Below are 17098 nucleotides of genomic sequence, written 5' to 3'. Positions count from 1 at the left end.
CTCGGTGAACCACGCTTCTCGGTGCTCCTGACTCCCCCTGGCGTGAGGTCCATGGGCAAAGGACACGCATGGGTGCTGGGAGCGACCGGCCAGATCGGACGGGCCGCGGTGCGCGCGCTCGTGGCGGACGGCTGGACGGTGACCGCGGCCTCGCGAGGCGGCGTCCGCGACGACAGGTGGGGCGACGAGGTACGGACGGCGGCACTGGACCGCGACGAGGACGGTGCGCTCGCGGCGGCCCTCGGCGACGGCTGCGACGTACTGGTCGACATGGTGGCGTACGGAGGGCAGCATGCCCGGCAGCTGACGGATCTGGCGGACCGGATCGGGTCGGCCGTGGTCGTCTCCAGCGGTGCGGTGTACGAGGACGACCGCGGCCGCAGTTTCGACACGCAGGAAGAACCCGACGGGTCGCCCTGCTACCCGGTACCGATACCCGAGTCGCAGCCCACGGTCCGGCCGGGCGAGGCCACGTACGGGACCAGGAAGATCCGTCTGGAGCAGGATCTCCTCGAAGCGGGCGACACGCTGCCGGTCACGCTGTTGCGGGCGGGCGCGATCCACGGTCCGTACTGCCGCTCGCCGCGCGAGCTCTACTTCGTGAAACGTGCTCTGGACCGCCGCGCCCGGCGCGTGCTGGCGTACGGGGGGAGGTCGCGTTTCCATCCGCTGCACGCCGCCAACGCGGCCGAGCTGATCCGGCTTGCCGCCCTGCGGCCGGGCTCCCGGGTGCTCAACGCAGCCGACCCGCAGGCGCCGACGGTCGCGGAGATCGGTGCGGCGGTCGACGCGGTGCTGGGGTGGGAGACCGAGACCGTGCTGATGCCGGGCGACGCCTCGCCCGACGGCGTCGGCCTGTCGCCCTGGGGCGCCCCGCATCCCATCGTGTACGACATGACGGCCGCCGAACGGGAGCTCGGCTACCGGCCGGTGACGGGCTATGCCGAGTCGCTCCCGGAGTCCGTCGAGTGGATCACCGCGCAACTGGCGGGGCGTGATTGGAAGGACGCCTACCCCGCCATGGTGTGGGCTTACGGCACCGGCCTCTTCGACTACGCGGCAGAGGACGCCTGGCTGGAACGGTACGACCGTACGGTGTGAGCGCGCCGCGGAGGACGGCGGACGGTCGTAGACGGTCGGTCGGTGCGGTGCCCGGATACCCGTCCGCCCGTATCCCCGTCCGCCCGGCCCTTTGGCAGGGTGCCGGGGCTTCGGCGTTGCGGGCTGGGCCGGTGTCCGGCTCGTCGTCGGGAAGTGCTGTGCACCCCTGCCCGTCACGGGCAGGGGTGCACAGCACTTCCGCATCACTCCCCCGGGCCCTGCCGCCCCCGGTGTTCCGCGGCGATCCCGAAGCGGTGCCGTTCGCCGGTAGCGGACGGCAAAGAGCCGATCGAGGAGACCGAGCTGATCACCTGCTCCTGCTCCGCCGCCTCCTCGTCCTCAAGTCGCTCCAGGTCAGCGGCCGATACCAGCGCCACGAGCGGTTTGCCGTGCCGCGTCACAACCACTCGCTCACCGCCGTAGACAACACGGTTGATCAGTTCGGCGAGCTCAGCTCGGGCTTGCGTCACCGGAATCTCGTAGGCCATGCTCCCCATCATATCCTTCTGTACGTCCTGTACATTTTTTACGGATGCGTGCGCAGGCGCCCGCACGGACCCCTGCGCACCGGAGGAGAGGCCTTCGCCATGCACCGCCCCGCCGCCCGCTACGTACTGCCCGAGTTCACCGAGCGCACGTCCCAGGGGACGCGCACCCTCGATCCCTACTCCAAGCTGCTGGCCGAACGCGTCGTCTTCCTCGGCACCCCGGTCGACGACACGGCGGCCAACGACCTGGTCGCCCAGTTCATGTACCTGGAGCACGACGCACCGGACCGGCCCATCCAGCTCTACATCAACTCCCCCGGCGGCTCGTTCGGGGCCATGACCGCCGTCTACGACACGATGGCGTTCCTCACCTGCGAGGTGGAGACCTTCTGCCTCGGCCAGGCGGGCGCCGGCGCGGCCGTACTGCTGGCCGCCGGAGCTCACGGCCGACGGCACGCGCTGCCCGGCGCACGGGTCGTGATGCAACAGCCCGAGCTCGCCGAACCGGTACAGGGACAGCCGTCCGACCTGGAGATCGAGGCCCGGGAACTGGCCCGGATGCGCGAGACGCTGACCGGCATGCTGGCCCGTCACACCGGCCGCTCCGCCGAGCAGATCACCGCCGACACCGAGCGCGATCTCATCCTCGACGCCGAGGACGCCAAGGCCTATGGGCTGATCGACCACATCGTGCAGAACCGCGGCCCCGCGCTGCCACCGGCCGCCGCGCGGTGAACCCCCGATGCAGCCACCGGAGTTCCCACCACTGCCCGCCCTGACCCGCGCGGAGGGCGAGTTCATCGACCGCTATCTGGAAGTCGTCGACCAGCTGGGCCGGATCAACCCGGCCCACGCCGACGACACCTACCGTGCCCTGCGCGCCGCCCAGGCGCTCGCCTCGTACGCGGCGGCGCTGCGGGACGCACTCGCGTTGATGCACGAGCGGGGCGAAGCGCGTATCCATTCCGCCACGTTGACCCGGGCGCTGCGGGTACTGGACGGCGAACGACGCACCGGACGGATCACCGTGCCGCCGGCCCCGACGAGTTGATCAACTCGCCTACGCCGACACGCCCGACGGCTTGACCAGAATTTCTCGCTCGTTCGGCGTACCCGATGCCTCGCACGAGGGATGGCTCGACTTGCGCTTTCGAGGTGGATCGTGGGCGAAATCTGCCGTTCCGTCGCTGGTACGGCGCTGACAGGGGAGGCTCGGCAGGTCCCCGTAAGGCCCATTGTCCACCTGATCAGGTTAGTCGTGCCGATCCTCACATATGACTGTTTTATCCCGGAAATCCGGCGTTCGGTGAGTCAAGATCCCTGGGACGACAAGCCCCCGCCACCGCGGCGGGGCGGTCCGGGCGGACGCCGAGTCCTGCCGCTGTCCGGATGCCTGGTCGACAGGAGTGGATCGGCAGGAGTGGAGGACCCGAGCACAACGGGCCGACCGGCTATCCGGTTGTCCCTCGGGGTGAAGCCGCCATGTGCGGCCGGGCAACTTCGCCAGCCCGAACCCGACAGGTCATCCTTCACAGGCGGCTGACGAAGGGTTGCGCATGACTGCGCAGGTTCATGTCCCGTCTCTGCTCGCCCGCGCCACCACGGCCTCGGTCATGACTCTCGCCGCCGTCGGCGGCACACTGTTCGTCCCCGGCGCCGTGACCGACGCCCAGGCCGCGACTCATTCGATGAAGGCGCTCAACATCGCCGCGTCGAAGAAGGGATCGCCCTACCGGTGGGGTGCCACCGGCCCAAGCCGCTTCGACTGTTCGGGCCTGACGCTCTACGCGTTCGGGAAAGCGGGCAAGAAGCTCCCGCGCACGGCCCAGCAGCAGTACAACAAGACCCGTCACATCTCGGCCTCGAATCGGCAACGCGGAGACCTGGTCTTCTTCCACTCCGGCCGCAGCGTCTACCACGTGGGCATCTACGCGGGCAGCGGAAGGATCTGGCACTCGCCGAAATCCGGCGCCGTGGTCCGGATGGAGAAGATCTGGACGAAGAACGTCTACTACGGGCGGGTCCGCTGACGGACCCTCGTCCCACCGCCGGACCCGCGTGCGAGGGGCTGTCGGGTCAGTGCAGCAGGGTGCCGGTCACCAGTACCACGCCCAGCACGGTGAGTGCCGCGCCGCTGCCGCCCTCGATCGCCCGGGCGGTACGCGGCCGGCGCAGCCACCGGCCCAGGCGGTCCACCAGGAGCGCCACGGCCGGGAACCAGATCAGTGCCAGCAGTACGACGATCGCGGCGAGCAGCAGCGTTCTGGGCAGCGGGGCGGACCCGGCGGGGACGAACTGCGGAAGCAGGCTGAGGAAGAGCACAGGCGCCTTGGGGTTCAGCGCGTTGGTGAGGAAGCCCTGGCGCAGTGCGCGCCGGGTCCCCTTCGCGGGCTCCGCGTCGTCGTCCGCCCGGTCCGCCACGGTTTCGGTGGCGTGTGCCCGCCCTTGGCTGCGCCGGGCCGCGCGGAGCGCACTGACGCCCAGGTAGAGCACGTACGCCCCGCCGAGTAGCTGAACCGTGCGGAACAGCACCGGCACCGCCACCAGCACGGCGGCCAGCCCCGCGACGGCGAGCGCGGTGTGGACGAGCAGGCCACCGGCGACGCCGAGCGCGGTCGCCACCCCCGCCGACCGCGAGGCGAGAGCGTTGCGTACGACGACGGTGAAGTCGGCTCCGGGCAGCGCGACCATGGCGGCGGCAACCCCGAGGAAGGCCGTCAGTTGGGCGTCCATGGCTCCACCCTGGACCCGAACCGCCTTTAGCATGTACTTGCAATCTCGTGGGTCTGCCAAAAGGAATGCTTAATGTACGACCCGACACGGCTTGCGGCGCTGGTCGCGGTCGCCGAGGCCGGTTCGATCACCCGGGCCGCCGCGCGCCTGGGCTACACCGCCCCCGCTCTCTCCCAGCAGCTCGCCAAACTGGAGCGGGAGGCCGGTGCCGCACTGCTGGTCCGGCACCACCGGGGCGCCCGTCTCACGGCCGCGGGTGAGCTGCTCGCCGGCCGGGCCCGGCGGATCCTCGACGAGATGGACCAGGCCCGCCACGAGCTGGCCCGTCTCGCCGGGCTCTCCGGCGGACGTCTGCGGGTCGGCACCTTCACCACTGCGGGGGTTCATCTGCTGCCTCCCGTGCTGAGCGCCTTCCGCCGGGCGCACCCGGATGTGGAGCTGGTCGTCACGGAGTACGAGCCGCCGGGCGGGGTGGCGGCGGTGGCGGCGGGCGAGGTCGACCTCGCGCTGACGCACGCGTACGAACCGGCCACCGCGACACCGCTGCCCTCCGGCGTCAGTACCGTGCCCCTGCTGGTCGAGGAACTGGTGCTGATCACCGCCGTCGGGCAGGTCCTGGCCGACGGCAGCGGGCGGCTCCCGGTGACGGACCTCGCCGGCCGGCCGCTGATCAGCAGCGCGCCCACGCATCCACCGCGGCGTGGGGTGGAGAGCGCACTGGCCGAGGCGGGCGCACTGCCCGCGGTGGTCTGCGAGTCGCCCGGCTATGCGCTGGTGTGCGCGCTGGTCAGCGCGGGCATCGGGATCGCGGTGGTCCCCGAGATGGTCGCGGCGATGTCGCCGACCCCGCTGTCCGTACGGAGGCTGGCTCCTGCCGCGTTCCGCCGGACGATCTCGGTGGTGCACCGCGGTGACCGGTCGAGCGCCGCTGCGGAGACCCTGCGGGCCCTGTTGCGCAGCGGATTCGGACGGGCCGCCGCGACGCAGTGACCGGGGCGGCGGGCCACGGGTCCGGTCAGCTCTGGACGGGGACGTTCCAGGGGAGGGCGATCCAGACGGTCTTGCCGCCGTCGGCGGTGGGCGTGACGGTCAGCTTGCCACCGTATTCCTTGGCCAGCGAGCGGATGATCACCATGCCGCGCCCGTTGTCCTGCTGGACGGCGGCGGGCAGCCGCTGGGGCCAGCGGGGGTGACTGTCCGTCACTCCGACGTGCAGCTGTTCCTCGCGCTCCAGCCGGAGGTCCACGGTGAAGATGGGCGACTGGCCGAAGGTGTGCTGGACCGCGTTGGTCGCGAGCTCCGAGACGATCAGCCGGATGGTGTCGGCGGCCTCGCTCCCGTCGGACAGTCCCCATTCGGCCAGCACTCTGGCCACATACCTGCGGGCCGCGGCGACCGAGACCGGCTCGCTCGGCAGCGTGACACTTGCCTCTTGATGGTCCGCCATGGCCGGCCGCCCCTTTCCCACCCGGACCGACCCGCGATCGGTCCGTGCTGTGCTTCGCGCCACATTGCCACTGATGCTGCCCTCTGTGACGACGATCCACCAAGATATGCATATATCTGTCGCTCAAAGCGGTGAACTCTTCGCTGGATGCCGTGCGGGAGCGGCACACTGTCCGCTCGGCAGGGACTGGGAGGGAGTCACTACATGCAGCACGGACCTGCGGTGCGACGCCGCAAGCTCGGGGAGGAGCTGCGGAGTCTGCGCCATGCATCGGGGCTCACCAGCCGGGAATCCGCGCAACTGCTCGGCTGGCACCAGTCGAAGGTGAGCCGGATCGAGACCGGCATCAGTGGGGTGCGGCCGGGGGACGTCACCCGGCTGCTGGACGCGTACGGCGTGAACGACCCGCAGTTGCGGGGCGTCCTGGAGGCGCTCGCCGGTTCGGCGGGCGGTGGCGGTGCGGGCTGGTGGCACGCCTACCGCGGTCTCATCCCGCCCCAGTACCGTGACTTCATCAGCCTGGAGTCGCAGGCGCGTACGGCCCGCACGCTGGAAACCTCGGTGGTGCCGGGCCTGTTGCAGACAGCCGACTACGCACGTGCGGTGACCCGGGCGGCACTCGACGGGCTGCCGGCCGGCCAGCTGGACTCACTGGTGGAGGTGCGGCTCGCCCGGCAGGGGGTGTTGCGGAGCGATCCGCCGCTGCGACTGAGCGCGGTGCTCGACGAGGCGGTGCTGAGGCGCGCGGTCGGCGGCCAACGGGTGATGCGGGAGCAGTTGCGTCATCTCATCCGGCTGGCCCAGCTTCCGCACGTGAACCTTCAGTTGCTGCCCTTCTCGGTCGGCGGCTACGTCGGCCTCACCGGACCTTTCGTTATCTTCTCTTTTCCGACCACTTCTGATCTGGATGTGGTCGTTCTTGACCATTTGACGAGTAGCCTTTACCTGGAGCGGAAAGAAGACCTTGAGGCGTACAGCTCGGCCTTCCGCACCCTGCAGGCACACGCGCTGTCGCCGGAGCACTCGTTGGACCTGATCGCCGCGATCGACCGCGCCGGTCAGTAACTACGGACTGCCCGAGGGGGGCGTCATGTCGGATTGCCTCGCACAGCACGCGTTACGGTGGCGGCGCAGCAGCCGCAGCACGGGAATGAACAACTGCGTGGAGGCCGCACCGTTCGGCGGCAGACAGCTGGCCGTGCGCGACTCCAAGGATGTGTCCAGGCCGCCGCTGCAGTTCTCGGCCGCGGCCTGGACCTCCTTCGTCCACGGTCTGAGCCGCAACTCGGTCCGCTGACCCGACGGCGGGCCGGTCACGGCGCCCGATGGCGGCGCTGCCGTCTCAGGCGTCCGGAGCGGTCCGCCGTACGATCGCGACCGCGGTCGCGATCTGCGCGTCCGTCAGGTCGGCCCGCGCCGTCAGTCGCAGCCTGGAGATGCCGTCCGGCACCGACGGCGGCCGGAAGCACCCGACCGCCATACCGGCCGTACGGCAGTCGGCCGCCCAGCGGACCGCGGAGTCGGCCGAAGGCGCGCGTACCGAGACCACGGCCGCATCGGGCCGTACGGCGACCAGACCGGCCGCGGTCAACTGTTCGTACAGTGCGGTGGCGACCGCCCGGGCCCTGCCCGCTCGTTCCGGTTCGCGGCGCAGCAGCCGCAGGCTGCCGAGTGCGGCGCCGGCGGCGGCCGGGGCGAGACCGGTGTCGAAGATGAACGTACGGGCGGTGTTGACCAGGTGGTCGATGACCCGGGCGGGGCCGAGTACCGCGCCGCCCTGGCTGCCCAGGGCCTTGGAGAGGGTGAGCGTGCCGACGACGCCCTCGCCGCCCGCGAGACCGGCGGCCGCGAGAGCGCCGCGCCCGCCTTCCCCGAGCACCCCCAGACCGTGCGCGTCGTCGACGAGCAGCGCGGCGCCCTCCGCACGGCAGACCTCGGCCAGCGCGGCCAGCGGCGCGGCATCGCCGTCGACGGAGAAGACCGAGTCGGTGACCGCCAGCGCCCTGCCGTCATGCGCGCGGAGCGTCTTGCGCACGGCCTCGGGGTCGGTGTGCGGCACGACGGCGGTCTCGGCCCGGGAGAGCCGGCAGCCGTCGACGATCGAGGCGTGGTTGCCCGCGTCCGACACGATCAGTGAGCCCCGGCCGCTGAGGGCGGTGAGCGCGGCGAGGTTGGCCGCGTAGCCCGACGACAGCACGAGGGCGGCCTCGAAACCGCAGAATTCGGCCAGTTCCCGTTCGAGCTCGGCGTGCAGCGTGGTGGACCCGGTGACCAGCCGGGATCCGGTGGCCCCCGCACCCCAGCGGCACGCCGCGCGGGCCGCCGCCGCGGTCACTTCCGGGTGTCTGGTCAGGCCGAGGTAGTCGTTGCTCGCGAGATCGAGCAGTTCCGTTTCGGCGGGCCGGGGCCGGAGCGTCCGGACGAGTCCGGCGTCCGCGCGGCGGCGCGCCTCGTCGTCGATCCAGTCGAACGGGGCGAAGGGCATTGGCGGTCCCTTTTGTAGGCAACTCACAGACCTTAACCGGGGGCGAAGCCGGACAGGGTGTGGCCATGCACACACCCTCACGCCTCTCTGTTGTCCGGTTCTTCCTTGGCTCGGAGGCGTGCCGTGCGTCAGGATCATCGCCATGGACCTCCTGAACACGCTGGTGGACAAGGGACTGCGGCGCGAGCTGCCGACCCGTGAAGAAGCGCTCGCTGTACTGGCGAGCCCGGACGACGATCTGCTCGACGTGGTGGCCGCGGCCGGAAAGGTGCGACGCCAGTGGTTCGGGCGGCGCGTGAAACTGAACTACCTGGTCAATCTGAAGTCGGGGCTCTGTCCCGAGGACTGCTCGTACTGTTCGCAGCGGCTGGGCTCCAAGGCCGAGATCCTCAAGTACACCTGGCTGAAGCCCGACGAGGCGTCGAAGGCGGCTGCCGCCGGGGTCGCGGGCGGCGCCAAGCGGGTCTGCCTGGTGGCGAGCGGTCGCGGTCCGACCGACCGCGACGTCGACCGGGTGTCGCAGACCATCGAGGCGATCAAGGAGCAGAACGAGGGCGTCGAGGTCTGTGCCTGCCTCGGTCTGCTCTCGGACGGCCAGGCCGGCCGGCTGCGGTCCGCGGGCGCCGACGCGTACAACCACAACCTCAACACGTCCGAGGGGACGTACGGGGACATCACGACCACCCACACCTATGCGGACCGGGTGGAGACGGTGCACCAGGCGCAGGCCGCCGGTCTCTCCGCCTGTTCGGGGCTGATCGCCGGAATGGGTGAGAGCGACTCCGATCTGGTCGATGTGGTCTTCGCGCTGCGCGAACTGGACCCCGACTCGGTGCCCGTCAATTTCCTGATCCCGTTCGAAGGGACGCCGCTCGCCAAGGAGTGGAACCTGACTCCGCAGCGCTGCCTGCGGATCCTGGCGATGGTGCGGTTCGTCTGCCCGGATGTGGAGGTACGGCTCGCGGGCGGGCGCGAAGTGCATCTGCGCTCGATGCAGCCGCTCGCCCTGCACCTGGTCAACTCGATCTTCCTGGGCGACTATCTGACGAGCGAGGGCCAGGCCGGGCAGGCGGACCTCGACATGATCGCGGACGCCGGGTTCGAGGTCGAGGGGGCCGGTACGACCACGCTTCCCCGGCACCGTGCGGAGGCGGGCGCAGACTGCGGTTCGCACTCCGGCGGATGCGCGCCCTGCGGCGAAGGACCGGAGGCGGCGGCCGCTCCGGCGGAAGCCTCGGAGGCCTCCGTGGCACGCACGGATCTGGTGGCGGTCCGCCGTCGCGGCGCGGGTACGGATCTCGCACCCAATGCCTGAGCCGCTCTCCCCCGCGGATCTGCGCGCCCTGGACCGGGCCCACGTCTGGCACCCGTACGGCCCGATGCCGGGCCGGCAGGAACCGCTGGTAGTGGAGTCCGCGTCCGGGGTACGGCTCCGGCTCGCCGAACCGGCCCACGGGCAGAACGAGTTGGTCGACGGCATGTCGTCCTGGTGGTCGGCCGTGCACGGCTACAACCATCCGGTGCTCAATGAGGCCGCCCGCGGCCAGCTGGACCGGATGAGCCACGTGATGTTCGGCGGGCTCACCCATGAGCCCGCCGTCCGGCTGGCGGCCCGGCTGGTCGAGATCACCCCGGAACCGTTGCAACACGTCTTCCTCGCCGATTCCGGCTCGGTCTCGGTCGAGGTCGCCGTGAAGATGTGCCTGCAGTACTGGTGTTCGGCCGGCCGGCCCGCCAAGCAGCGCCTGCTGACCTGGCGAGGGGGCTATCACGGGGACACCTGGCAGCCCATGTCCGTGTGCGACCCCGAGGGCGGCATGCACGAGCTGTGGTCGGGTGCGCTGCCGCAACAGGTCTTCGCGGACGAGCCCCCGGCCGGCTTCGGCATGGAGCCGGACGCCGCGTACGCGGCGCATCTGCGGGAACTGATCGCGCACCATGCCGATGAGCTGGCCGCGGTGATCGTCGAACCGGTGGTACAGGGGGCCGGCGGGATGCGGTTCCACTCACCCGGCTACCTGCGCGTGCTGCGCGAGGCGTGTGACGCGCACGGCGTGCTGCTGGTGTTCGACGAGATCGCCACGGGATTCGGCCGTACGGGCAAGCTCTTCGCCGCGGAACACGCCGGGGTCTCACCCGATGTGATGTGCGTGGGCAAGGCCCTGACCGGCGGCTATCTGACGATGGCCGCGACGCTGTGCACGACCGCGGTCGCCGAGGGGATCTCGCGCGGCGAGGTACCGGTACTCGCCCACGGCCCGACGTTCATGGGCAATCCGCTCGCCTCTGCGGTCGCATGCGCCTCCGTCGACCTGCTGCTCGGTCAGGACTGGGAACAGGAGATCAAGCGGATCGAAGCCGGTCTGCGCGACGGTCTGGCCGCGGCGTCCGGACTGCCCGGAGTCCGGGACGTACGGGTGCTCGGTGCCATCGGCGTCGTACAGCTCGATCACGAGGTGGACATGGCGGCGGCGACCCGGGCGGCGGTGCGCGAGGGCGTGTGGCTGCGGCCGTTCCGCGATCTCGTCTACACCATGCCGCCGTATGTGACCGGGGACGACGACGTGGCACGGATCTGCCGTGCGGTGTGCGCGGCAGCGCGGGAGGGCTGAGATGAGTGTTCTGGTGGTGACGGGTACGGGCACGGAGATCGGTAAGACGATCGTGACCGCGGCCGTGGCGGCGGCTTGGGCGGGCCGTCGGGTAGCGGTGCTCAAACCGGCGCAGACGGGTCTGGCACCCGGTGAGCCGGGTGACGCCGCAGAGGTGGCGCGGCTGGCGGGCAGCCATGTGACGGCGGTCGAACTGGCTCGTTTCCCCGAGCCGTTGGCGCCCGCCACGGCCGCCAGACGGGCCGGGCTCGCGCCGGTACGCCCGTACGAGATCGTCGAGGCGGCCGAGAAACTGGCGGCCGAGCACGATCTCGTCCTGGTCGAGGGCGCGGGCGGGCTGCTCGTACGGTTCGACGACGACGGGTCCACCCTGGCGGACGCGGCACGGCTGCTGTCGGCGCCGGTCCTGGTAGTGGCGCCCGCCGGGCTCGGCACGCTCAACTCCACGGCGCTGACCTCGGAGGCACTGCGCGCCCGAGGACTCGACTGCCTGGGCGTGGTGGTCGGCAGCATGCCCGCCGAACCGGATCTGGCGGAGCGCTGCAATCTGACGGATCTCCCGGTGGCCGCGGGGGCACCGCTGCTCGGTGTGATCCCGGCGGGTGCGGGATACCTGAGCCCCGCGGACTTCCGTGCCCGGGCGGGGAGTTGGCTGACCGCACAACTGGGCGGGGTCCGCCCGCCGGGCTGACCGGGACGGACTGAGCGGGACGCGGGCCGGCCCCCGGGTGGAGCGCCCGGGCCGGGCGGGACGGGGCAGAATCGGGGTGGCCGAACCTGATCGGTCGAGCGGACCGGGCCGGGCGCACCCGGCGCCCCGGCTCCCGCTCGCCGGCCCCGTCGAGGAGGTCCGTCATGCGGTTGCGGAACACGAAGGTTCCCAAAGACGCGGTGCATCACCCCGTCTTCGCCCGCTACTACGCCCGGATGAGTGTGGCCGCGGATACCACGGCGGGCATCGCCGCGGTGCGGGCGGAACTGCTGTCGGGGCTCTCGGGCCGGGTGATCGAGGTCGGGGCGGGCAACGGTCTCAACTTCGGCCATTACCCGACGGCGGTGTCCGAGGTGGTGGCGATCGAACCGGAGCGCACGCTGCGGCAACTGGCGGAACGGGCAGCACTCGGCGCCGGGATTCCGGTGGATGTCGTGCCGGGTACGGCGGAGGCGCTCCCGGTGAGGGACGAGACGTTCGACGCCGCCGTAGTCTCACTGGTGCTGTGCACCGTACGGGATGTGCGGCGGTCGCTCTCGGAGATCCGACGGGTTCTGCGGCCGGGCGGCGAGTTGCGCTTCTTCGAACACGTGCGGGCCGACGACAGGGCCATGGCCGCCACGCAGCGGGTGCTGGACCGGACGTTCTGGCCGCTGCTGACCGGTGGCTGTCACACGTCGCGCGATGCGCGGGCCGCGATCGAGGCAGCCGGGTTCGTGGTGGAGAGGCAGCGGGGCATCCGCATTCCCGAGGGCGGTGTCCGGCTTCCCACGTCCGCCTGTGTACTGGGCGTGGCGCGACGGCCGACCGCGGCTGAGCCGGGGCGGCCCCCGCGCAGGTGACCGCGCGGGGGCGTCCGGCGCGTCCCTGCCGGGGCGCGGGCCCAGGCGTCCGGCCCCGGCCCTTTTGCCGTCGGGGGTGCGGTCAGCCCGTCACAGGCTCCACTGGCGCAGTTCGTCGGCGATGGCGCGGACGTCCGCCTTGCCCTCCTTGACCAGCAGTGCCAGGTCGCGCACCTGTTCGGGCGAGGTGATGACCTTCAGCCCCGACGCGACGAGATAGCCGTATGCCACGGCTGAGGCGAACATCGCGTTGGAGCGCTCCAGCGCGGGCACGTGCAGCAGCAGTTGCAGGAGTGCCGCGGCCCTGGAGTGCGGGTCGCTGTAGACGGGGCTGCCGAAGATCTCCGCCTCGTGCCGGGCGACGGCGGCGACGAGCGCGCCCCAGTCGGTGACCTGAGGGTCGCCGGGCGTCTTGTGCTCCGCGACCATGAGCAGCCAGGAAAGATGGATCCGGAGGTTCAACGGGTGCCTTTGCGCTCCGGGCCGAACTCCTCGGCGAACACCGATTCGTACTGCTTCATGAAGTCGGCGGCTGCTTCGACGAAGGTGTGTCCGACCTCGCCCGCATCCTGTCTGACAAGCTCCTCTATGTAGCGGTTCACGCTCATCCCCCTCTGGAGCGCGCGCTGTCGCGCGGCCTCGGCGGTGGCCTCGTCCACTCGAACGTTCAGCTGAGTCTTGGGCACCCCATCACGCTAGCGCGGGACCGCTAGCATCGGCAAGGGGAGCCGGCCGCAGACGACCGCTGACGAGCGCGGGCCGAAGGCGGATCCCAGTCCTCCGGGCCGCGCCGCGGGGCGCCGTATCGCAGCCGCCCGGCGCAACGGCGCAGGCCGCATGCCCCACATCTCCGCAGCCCGCCGGGCACGACCGTCGGCGCCCCCGCGCGCCTACGGTCGAAGATGACCGACGGATATCGCACCCGAGTGCCCCCTCGTCCGAACAAGTAGTCATAATTCCTGGTCAGGCAGGCGACATCAGCGCGGTCGGCCGATTCCCGGCGTCGTGTGCGTGCCAACCGTCCAGATCTCGCGACGACTCATGGAGTGCACATTGAGTACGACGATCCGTTCTCGTATCACCGCCAGATTCGGTCGCAGCTACCTGGCCAGGATTCAGAAGCACGGGATCGGGTCCTCCACGATCAGGCTGCTGCCCGAGGATCTGCTGATGTTGCTGCGCAGGGACGGTCTGGATCCGGTGCGGCAACTGGCCGACGCCCGGGTGAGCGCGCCGGTGTCCAGGGTCTCGCTGCCGTTCGGGATGGACGCCTGGGTGGTCACCGGCTACGAGGAATCCAAGGCCGTACTCGGCTCCGCCGAAGGATTCAGCACGGACTTCGCCCATCTCGCCACGAACGCCGGGATCAATGCCGAGCAGAGCCCCGGCGGACTGGGGTTCAGCGACCCGCCCGTGCACACACGGCTGCGCCGCATCCTCACCCCTGAGTTCACGATGCGCCGGCTCCGTCGTCTGGCTCCCAGGATCGATGCCATCGTCGAGGAACGCCTCGACGCGATGGAGGCCGTGCGGGGCCCGGTCGACCTGGTGCACGCGTTCGCGCTGCCCATCCCCTCCCTCACGATCTGCGAACTGCTCGGCGTGCCGTACGAGGACCGCGACGACTTCCAGCAGTTGGCCATGGACCGCTTCGACCTCTTCGGCGGAACGACCGCGCCCTTCGGCGCGATGTCCGCGTCCCTGGACTACTTCAGGGAGGTGGTCAGGGCGCAGCGGGCGAAGCCGGGGGACGGCCTGCTCGGCATGATCGTGCGGGAGCACGGCGACAGCGTCGACGACGAGGAACTCGCGGGCCTCGCCGACGGCGTACTCACCGGCGGATTCGAGACCACGGCCAGCACCATCGCGCTCGGCTCCCTCGTGCTGCTGCGGAACGAGGACGTCCTCGCTCGGCTGCGTACGGACGACACCATGACCGTGCCGTTCGTCGAAGAGGCGTTGCGCTACCTCTCCGCCGTGCAGCTCGCCTTCCCCCGGTTCGCCCGTCAGGACATCGAGATAGCCGGGGTGGTCATTCCGCGCGGTGACATGGTGCTCTGCTCCCTGAGCGGCGCCAACCGGGACCCGTCGTACGTCCAGGACGACGGCCGCTTCGACCCGCACCGCACCACCCCGGCAGGGCATCTCGCCTTCGGCCATGGCATCCACCGCTGCATCGGGGCCGAGCTGGCGCGCATGGAACTGCGCTCGGCCTATCCGGCCCTGACCCGGCGGTTTCCCGGCATGCGGCTCGCGGTACCGCCGCAGGATCTCACCTTCCGCAAGCTGTCGATCGTCTACGGCATCGAGTCGCTGCCGGTGCATCTGCGCTGAGGCGGTGCAGGAGCACACTCGTGACACGGGATCGCCCGATCGCCTGATCCCGTGATCCCTTGATCGGGGAGAATTCGTTCGCCGTGCGGAGCGGCGTTCTGCTTGGCTCAGCCGATGAGTGATCTCCATATCCGTTGCGCCGCCCCCACCGATATCGACGCCGTGCTGCGGTTCTGGCGCACGGCGGCTGAAGGTACAAGCATCAGTGACGACCGCGACGGGGTGGGACGGCTCGTCGCACGCGACCCGGAAGCCCTGCTCCTCGCGGAGCGTGACGGGGTAATGGTCGGCACCGTCATCGCCGGTTTCGACGGGTGGCGGTGCTCCGCCTACCGACTGGCCGTTGCCCCGGGGTGCCGCCGGCAAGGCATCGCCACCGCGCTGATGGAAGCGGCGGAACAGCGGTTCACCGCGCTCGGCGGACGACGCGCCGATGCCATGGTCCTGGAGGCCAACGAGCGCGCGCACCACACCTGGGCCGCGTCCGGCTACCACCGCGAGGACCACTGGCGGCGCTGGGTGAAGCCGCTGCGGGGGTGAGGGGTCAGAGGCGAGGGCGAGTGACGCGCGGCAGCCGCCGATGACGGCTCCGGCCCCTGCGGCCCGCGTACGCCTGATGAAATAGCCGGGGAATAGGGGTACCGGCGGGTGGAGCTGCGAGTGACTTTGCTGATCCTTTACCATAGGTGTTCCCCCTGCCGATCCTGACGAAAGGTGTGAGCGTCCGCCCATGGGCGAGCCTCCCAGTAGCCGATATCGCCGACACCGAGCGATCCCCCTGTCCCTGCTCGATCATGGGACGGAGGTGAACCGATGATCGAAGTGCTTCTGCTGCTCGTGGCGGTGCTGCTGTCGCTTGCCTGCGGCGCCTTCGTCGCAGCGGAGTTCTCCCTGACCACAGTCGAACGCGGCCAGCTCGAACGGGCCGTGGAGCAGGGGGAACGTGGCGCCGCGAGCGCCATGAAGGCGGTACGCAGCCTCACCTTCCAGCTCTCCGGGGCCCAGCTGGGCATCACCGTCACCAATCTGGTGGTCGGCATGCTCTCCGAATCCTCCATCGCGAAACTGATCCGCGGACCGATCGAGGCCCTCGGGCTGTCGCCCAGCGTGGCGTCGTCCGTGGCCCTCGTCATCGGTACGGCGCTGTCCACCGTGTTCCTGATGGTCGTCGGCGAGCTCGTCCCGAAGAACTGGGCGATCTCATCGCCGCTCGCGGTGGCGAAGACCGTGGCTACCCCGCAGCGGGCCTTCACGGCCCTCTTCCGGCCCTTCATCAGCCACCTCAACAACACGGCCAACCGGATCGTGCGCCGTTTCGGGCTCGAACCCGCCGAGGAGCTGGCGTCGGCCCGCAGTCCTCAGGAGCTGGTGGCGCTGGCCCGGCACTCCGCCAAGGTGGGCGCCCTGGAGGCGGACACCGCCGAACTCTTCGTTCGCACACTCAATCTGTCGGAGCTCACCGCGGAGAACGTGATGACCCCGCGGGTCCAGGTCACGGCACTGGAGATACGGGCCACCGCGGAGGACGTCGCCAACGCCACGCGGGCGACGGGACTGTCCCGGTTCCCCGTGTACCGGGGCAGCCTCGACACCGTCGTCGGCGTCGCCCACATCAAGGACGTGCTGGCGATCCCCGCCGAACTGCGGCCCCGTAAGCGGGTCGCCGACCTGCTGCGCGAGCCACTGCTCGTACCGGAGACACTGACCGTGGACCGGTTGCTGGACCGGCTCTCCGGCAAGCTCGCCATGGCCGTCGTCATCGACGAGTACGGCGGCACGGCGGGCGTCGTGACGCTGGAGGACATCGTCGAGGAGGTCGTCGGCGAGGTGCGAGACGAGCACGACCCGCACGAGACGCCGGACCTCGCACCGGCCGGTGAGGACGCCGACGGCCGCACCCTGTGGTCGGCCGACGGCGCGGCCCGGACCGACCAGCTGGAGAGGATCGGACTGAGAGTGCCGGACGGACCGTACGAGACGCTTGCCGGGCTGATCGCCTCGGAGATGGGCCGGATCCCCGTGGTGGGCGACTCGGTCGAGTTCGCCGGCTGGCGGCTCGACGTGGTGGACGCCTCCGGGCGCCGTGCCGCGCGGGCACTGCTGCACGCGCCGCTGCCTGGCTCCGACGAGTTGCCGGAGGACGAGCGATGACCGCCGTACAGCTCTTCATCGGCCTGATGACACTGGTCGTGAACGCCTTCTTCGTCGGTGCGGAGTTCGCTCTGATCTCCGTACGGCGCAGCCAGATCGAACCGCAGGCGGAGAACGGGAACCGGCGCGCACGCAGCGTCATCTGGGGACTCGAACATGTCTCGGCACTGCTCGCCGCGGCGCAGCTGGGCAT

The 17098-nt window shown here is 70.7% G+C and carries 21 protein-coding genes and 1 riboswitch; of the genes, 15 read left to right on the top strand and 6 right to left on the bottom strand.

The genetic code is table 11. The features are described from left to right. The first annotated feature begins 51 nt into the window (after window positions 1-51). Entirely contained in the window at window positions 52-1101 is a 1050-nt protein-coding gene (locus tag FHX80_RS29705; protein WP_145767584.1) for an NAD-dependent epimerase/dehydratase family protein, read from the top strand. Between the two features lie 203 nt (window positions 1102-1304). Here FHX80_RS29705 and FHX80_RS29700 read toward each other — a convergent pair whose 3' ends face one another. After that, window positions 1305-1589: a type II toxin-antitoxin system Phd/YefM family antitoxin gene (locus FHX80_RS29700; RefSeq protein WP_145767583.1), complete on the bottom strand. Its 285-nt coding sequence runs from the start codon at window positions 1587-1589 to the stop codon at window positions 1305-1307. 99 nt (window positions 1590-1688) lie between these two features. On the opposite strand from FHX80_RS29700, the gene FHX80_RS29695 reads away from it, so the two are divergent. The 3 genes from FHX80_RS29695 to FHX80_RS29685 all read left to right on the top strand — a co-directional run bounded on the left by FHX80_RS29695 (window position 1689) and on the right by FHX80_RS29685 (window position 3619). Next, window positions 1689-2324 (top strand): ATP-dependent Clp protease proteolytic subunit, encoded by a 636-nt coding sequence (locus tag FHX80_RS29695; RefSeq protein ID WP_145767582.1) that lies wholly within the window; start codon window positions 1689-1691, stop codon window positions 2322-2324. 7 nt (window positions 2325-2331) lie between these two features. Then, a complete protein-coding gene (locus tag FHX80_RS29690) occupies window positions 2332-2640 on the top strand; it encodes a hypothetical protein (protein WP_145767581.1) in 309 nt (102 codons plus the stop codon). Between the two features lie 329 nt (window positions 2641-2969). Further along, window positions 2970-3142: riboswitch (cyclic di-AMP (ydaO/yuaA leader) on the top strand. Window positions 3143-3145: 3 nt separating this feature from the next. After that, window positions 3146-3619, top strand: coding sequence for a C40 family peptidase (locus tag FHX80_RS29685; RefSeq protein WP_145767580.1), 474 nt, complete (start codon window positions 3146-3148; stop codon window positions 3617-3619). Window positions 3620-3665: 46 nt separating this feature from the next. Here the strand turns inward: FHX80_RS29685 and FHX80_RS29680 are convergent, their stop codons facing one another. Next, window positions 3666-4322 carry a LysE family translocator gene (locus FHX80_RS29680; protein WP_145767579.1) on the bottom strand — a complete coding sequence of 219 codons (657 nt, stop codon included), beginning with the start codon at window positions 4320-4322 and terminating at the stop codon, window positions 3666-3668. Window positions 4323-4394: 72 nt separating this feature from the next. Between FHX80_RS29680 and FHX80_RS29675 the strand changes: the two genes are divergently transcribed. Then, on the top strand, window positions 4395-5312 hold the full coding sequence (locus FHX80_RS29675) for a LysR family transcriptional regulator (RefSeq protein WP_145767578.1): 918 nt from the start codon (window positions 4395-4397) through the stop codon (window positions 5310-5312). A gap of 25 nt (window positions 5313-5337) precedes the next feature. Here FHX80_RS29675 and FHX80_RS29670 read toward each other — a convergent pair whose 3' ends face one another. Then, window positions 5338-5769: an ATP-binding protein gene (locus FHX80_RS29670; RefSeq protein WP_145767577.1), complete on the bottom strand. Its 432-nt coding sequence runs from the start codon at window positions 5767-5769 to the stop codon at window positions 5338-5340. A 204-nt stretch (window positions 5770-5973) separates the two neighbouring features. On the opposite strand from FHX80_RS29670, the gene FHX80_RS29665 reads away from it, so the two are divergent. After that, the gene (locus tag FHX80_RS29665; protein ID WP_145767576.1) at window positions 5974-6834 is read left to right on the top strand and encodes a helix-turn-helix domain-containing protein; all 861 of its coding nucleotides are present in this window, start codon (window positions 5974-5976) and stop codon (window positions 6832-6834) included. A 25-nt stretch (window positions 6835-6859) separates the two neighbouring features. Then, window positions 6860-7066, top strand: coding sequence for a DUF397 domain-containing protein (locus FHX80_RS29660; protein ID WP_145767575.1), 207 nt, complete (start codon window positions 6860-6862; stop codon window positions 7064-7066). Window positions 7067-7111: 45 nt separating this feature from the next. On the opposite strand, the gene FHX80_RS29655 is transcribed toward FHX80_RS29660, so the two are convergent. Beyond that, on the bottom strand, window positions 7112-8254 hold the full coding sequence (locus FHX80_RS29655) for an 8-amino-7-oxononanoate synthase (protein ID WP_145767574.1): 1143 nt from the start codon (window positions 8252-8254) through the stop codon (window positions 7112-7114). A gap of 142 nt (window positions 8255-8396) precedes the next feature. On the opposite strand from FHX80_RS29655, the gene bioB reads away from it, so the two are divergent. From bioB to FHX80_RS29635, 4 genes are all read left to right on the top strand, one after another. Further along, the gene (gene bioB / locus FHX80_RS29650) at window positions 8397-9569 is read left to right on the top strand and encodes a biotin synthase BioB (RefSeq protein WP_145767573.1); all 1173 of its coding nucleotides are present in this window, start codon (window positions 8397-8399) and stop codon (window positions 9567-9569) included. After that, window positions 9562-10866 (top strand): adenosylmethionine--8-amino-7-oxononanoate transaminase, encoded by a 1305-nt coding sequence (locus tag FHX80_RS29645; protein WP_145767572.1) that lies wholly within the window; start codon window positions 9562-9564, stop codon window positions 10864-10866. The genes bioB and FHX80_RS29645 overlap by 8 nt, the downstream gene beginning before the upstream one ends. Window position 10867: 1 nt before the next feature. Continuing rightward, window positions 10868-11557: a dethiobiotin synthase gene (bioD, locus tag FHX80_RS29640; protein ID WP_145767571.1), complete on the top strand. Its 690-nt coding sequence runs from the start codon at window positions 10868-10870 to the stop codon at window positions 11555-11557. Between the two features lie 164 nt (window positions 11558-11721). After that, window positions 11722-12420 carry a class I SAM-dependent methyltransferase gene (locus FHX80_RS29635; protein WP_145767570.1) on the top strand — a complete coding sequence of 233 codons (699 nt, stop codon included), beginning with the start codon at window positions 11722-11724 and terminating at the stop codon, window positions 12418-12420. 90 nt (window positions 12421-12510) lie between these two features. On the opposite strand, the gene FHX80_RS29630 is transcribed toward FHX80_RS29635, so the two are convergent. After that, window positions 12511-12882, bottom strand: coding sequence for a fic family toxin-antitoxin system, toxin component (locus FHX80_RS29630; protein WP_145767569.1), 372 nt, complete (start codon window positions 12880-12882; stop codon window positions 12511-12513). Continuing rightward, on the bottom strand, window positions 12879-13106 hold the full coding sequence (locus FHX80_RS29625) for an antitoxin (RefSeq protein WP_093551072.1): 228 nt from the start codon (window positions 13104-13106) through the stop codon (window positions 12879-12881). The genes FHX80_RS29630 and FHX80_RS29625 overlap by 4 nt, the downstream gene beginning before the upstream one ends. A gap of 355 nt (window positions 13107-13461) precedes the next feature. On the opposite strand from FHX80_RS29625, the gene FHX80_RS29620 reads away from it, so the two are divergent. The 4 genes from FHX80_RS29620 to FHX80_RS29605 all read left to right on the top strand — a co-directional run. Next, window positions 13462-14754 carry a cytochrome P450 gene (locus FHX80_RS29620; protein WP_145767568.1) on the top strand — a complete coding sequence of 431 codons (1293 nt, stop codon included), beginning with the start codon at window positions 13462-13464 and terminating at the stop codon, window positions 14752-14754. 114 nt (window positions 14755-14868) lie between these two features. Beyond that, window positions 14869-15294: a GNAT family N-acetyltransferase gene (locus tag FHX80_RS29615; RefSeq protein WP_145767567.1), complete on the top strand. Its 426-nt coding sequence runs from the start codon at window positions 14869-14871 to the stop codon at window positions 15292-15294. Window positions 15295-15567: 273 nt separating this feature from the next. Further along, window positions 15568-16905: a hemolysin family protein gene (locus FHX80_RS29610; RefSeq protein WP_145767566.1), complete on the top strand. Its 1338-nt coding sequence runs from the start codon at window positions 15568-15570 to the stop codon at window positions 16903-16905. Beyond that, window positions 16902-17098 (top strand): CNNM domain-containing protein (locus tag FHX80_RS29605; RefSeq protein WP_145767565.1); only part of this gene is annotated, 197 nt, incomplete at its 3' end. The genes FHX80_RS29610 and FHX80_RS29605, both read left to right, overlap by 4 nt.

The sequence above is a fragment of the Streptomyces brevispora genome (assembly GCF_007829885.1).
Taxonomy (GTDB): Bacteria; Actinomycetota; Actinomycetes; order Streptomycetales; family Streptomycetaceae; genus Streptomyces; species Streptomyces brevispora.
This window is presented reverse-complemented; position numbering and strand designations above follow the sequence as displayed.

What these genes read in the sequence shown, in the direction of transcription:
- FHX80_RS29705 (WP_145767584.1), top strand. Translation starts at nt 52, where the DNA reads ATGGGCAAAGGACACGCATGGGTGCTGGGAGCGACCGGCCAGATCGGA.
- FHX80_RS29700 (WP_145767583.1), bottom strand. Translation starts at nt 1,589, where the DNA reads ATGGCCTACGAGATTCCGGTGACGCAAGCCCGAGCTGAGCTCGCCGAA.
- FHX80_RS29695 (WP_145767582.1), top strand. Translation starts at nt 1,689, where the DNA reads ATGCACCGCCCCGCCGCCCGCTACGTACTGCCCGAGTTCACCGAGCGC.
- FHX80_RS29690 (WP_145767581.1), top strand. Translation starts at nt 2,332, where the DNA reads ATGCAGCCACCGGAGTTCCCACCACTGCCCGCCCTGACCCGCGCGGAG.
- FHX80_RS29685 (WP_145767580.1), top strand. Translation starts at nt 3,146, where the DNA reads ATGACTGCGCAGGTTCATGTCCCGTCTCTGCTCGCCCGCGCCACCACG.
- FHX80_RS29680 (WP_145767579.1), bottom strand. Translation starts at nt 4,322, where the DNA reads ATGGACGCCCAACTGACGGCCTTCCTCGGGGTTGCCGCCGCCATGGTC.
- FHX80_RS29675 (WP_145767578.1), top strand. Translation starts at nt 4,395, where the DNA reads ATGTACGACCCGACACGGCTTGCGGCGCTGGTCGCGGTCGCCGAGGCC.
- FHX80_RS29670 (WP_145767577.1), bottom strand. Translation starts at nt 5,769, where the DNA reads ATGGCGGACCATCAAGAGGCAAGTGTCACGCTGCCGAGCGAGCCGGTC.
- FHX80_RS29665 (WP_145767576.1), top strand. Translation starts at nt 5,974, where the DNA reads ATGCAGCACGGACCTGCGGTGCGACGCCGCAAGCTCGGGGAGGAGCTG.
- FHX80_RS29660 (WP_145767575.1), top strand. Translation starts at nt 6,860, where the DNA reads ATGTCGGATTGCCTCGCACAGCACGCGTTACGGTGGCGGCGCAGCAGC.
- FHX80_RS29655 (WP_145767574.1), bottom strand. Translation starts at nt 8,254, where the DNA reads ATGCCCTTCGCCCCGTTCGACTGGATCGACGACGAGGCGCGCCGCCGC.
- bioB (WP_145767573.1), top strand. Translation starts at nt 8,397, where the DNA reads ATGGACCTCCTGAACACGCTGGTGGACAAGGGACTGCGGCGCGAGCTG.
- FHX80_RS29645 (WP_145767572.1), top strand. Translation starts at nt 9,562, where the DNA reads ATGCCTGAGCCGCTCTCCCCCGCGGATCTGCGCGCCCTGGACCGGGCC.
- bioD (WP_145767571.1), top strand. Translation starts at nt 10,868, where the DNA reads ATGAGTGTTCTGGTGGTGACGGGTACGGGCACGGAGATCGGTAAGACG.
- FHX80_RS29635 (WP_145767570.1), top strand. Translation starts at nt 11,722, where the DNA reads ATGCGGTTGCGGAACACGAAGGTTCCCAAAGACGCGGTGCATCACCCC.
- FHX80_RS29620 (WP_145767568.1), top strand. Translation starts at nt 13,462, where the DNA reads ATGGAGTGCACATTGAGTACGACGATCCGTTCTCGTATCACCGCCAGA.
- FHX80_RS29615 (WP_145767567.1), top strand. Translation starts at nt 14,869, where the DNA reads ATGAGTGATCTCCATATCCGTTGCGCCGCCCCCACCGATATCGACGCC.
- FHX80_RS29610 (WP_145767566.1), top strand. Translation starts at nt 15,568, where the DNA reads ATGATCGAAGTGCTTCTGCTGCTCGTGGCGGTGCTGCTGTCGCTTGCC.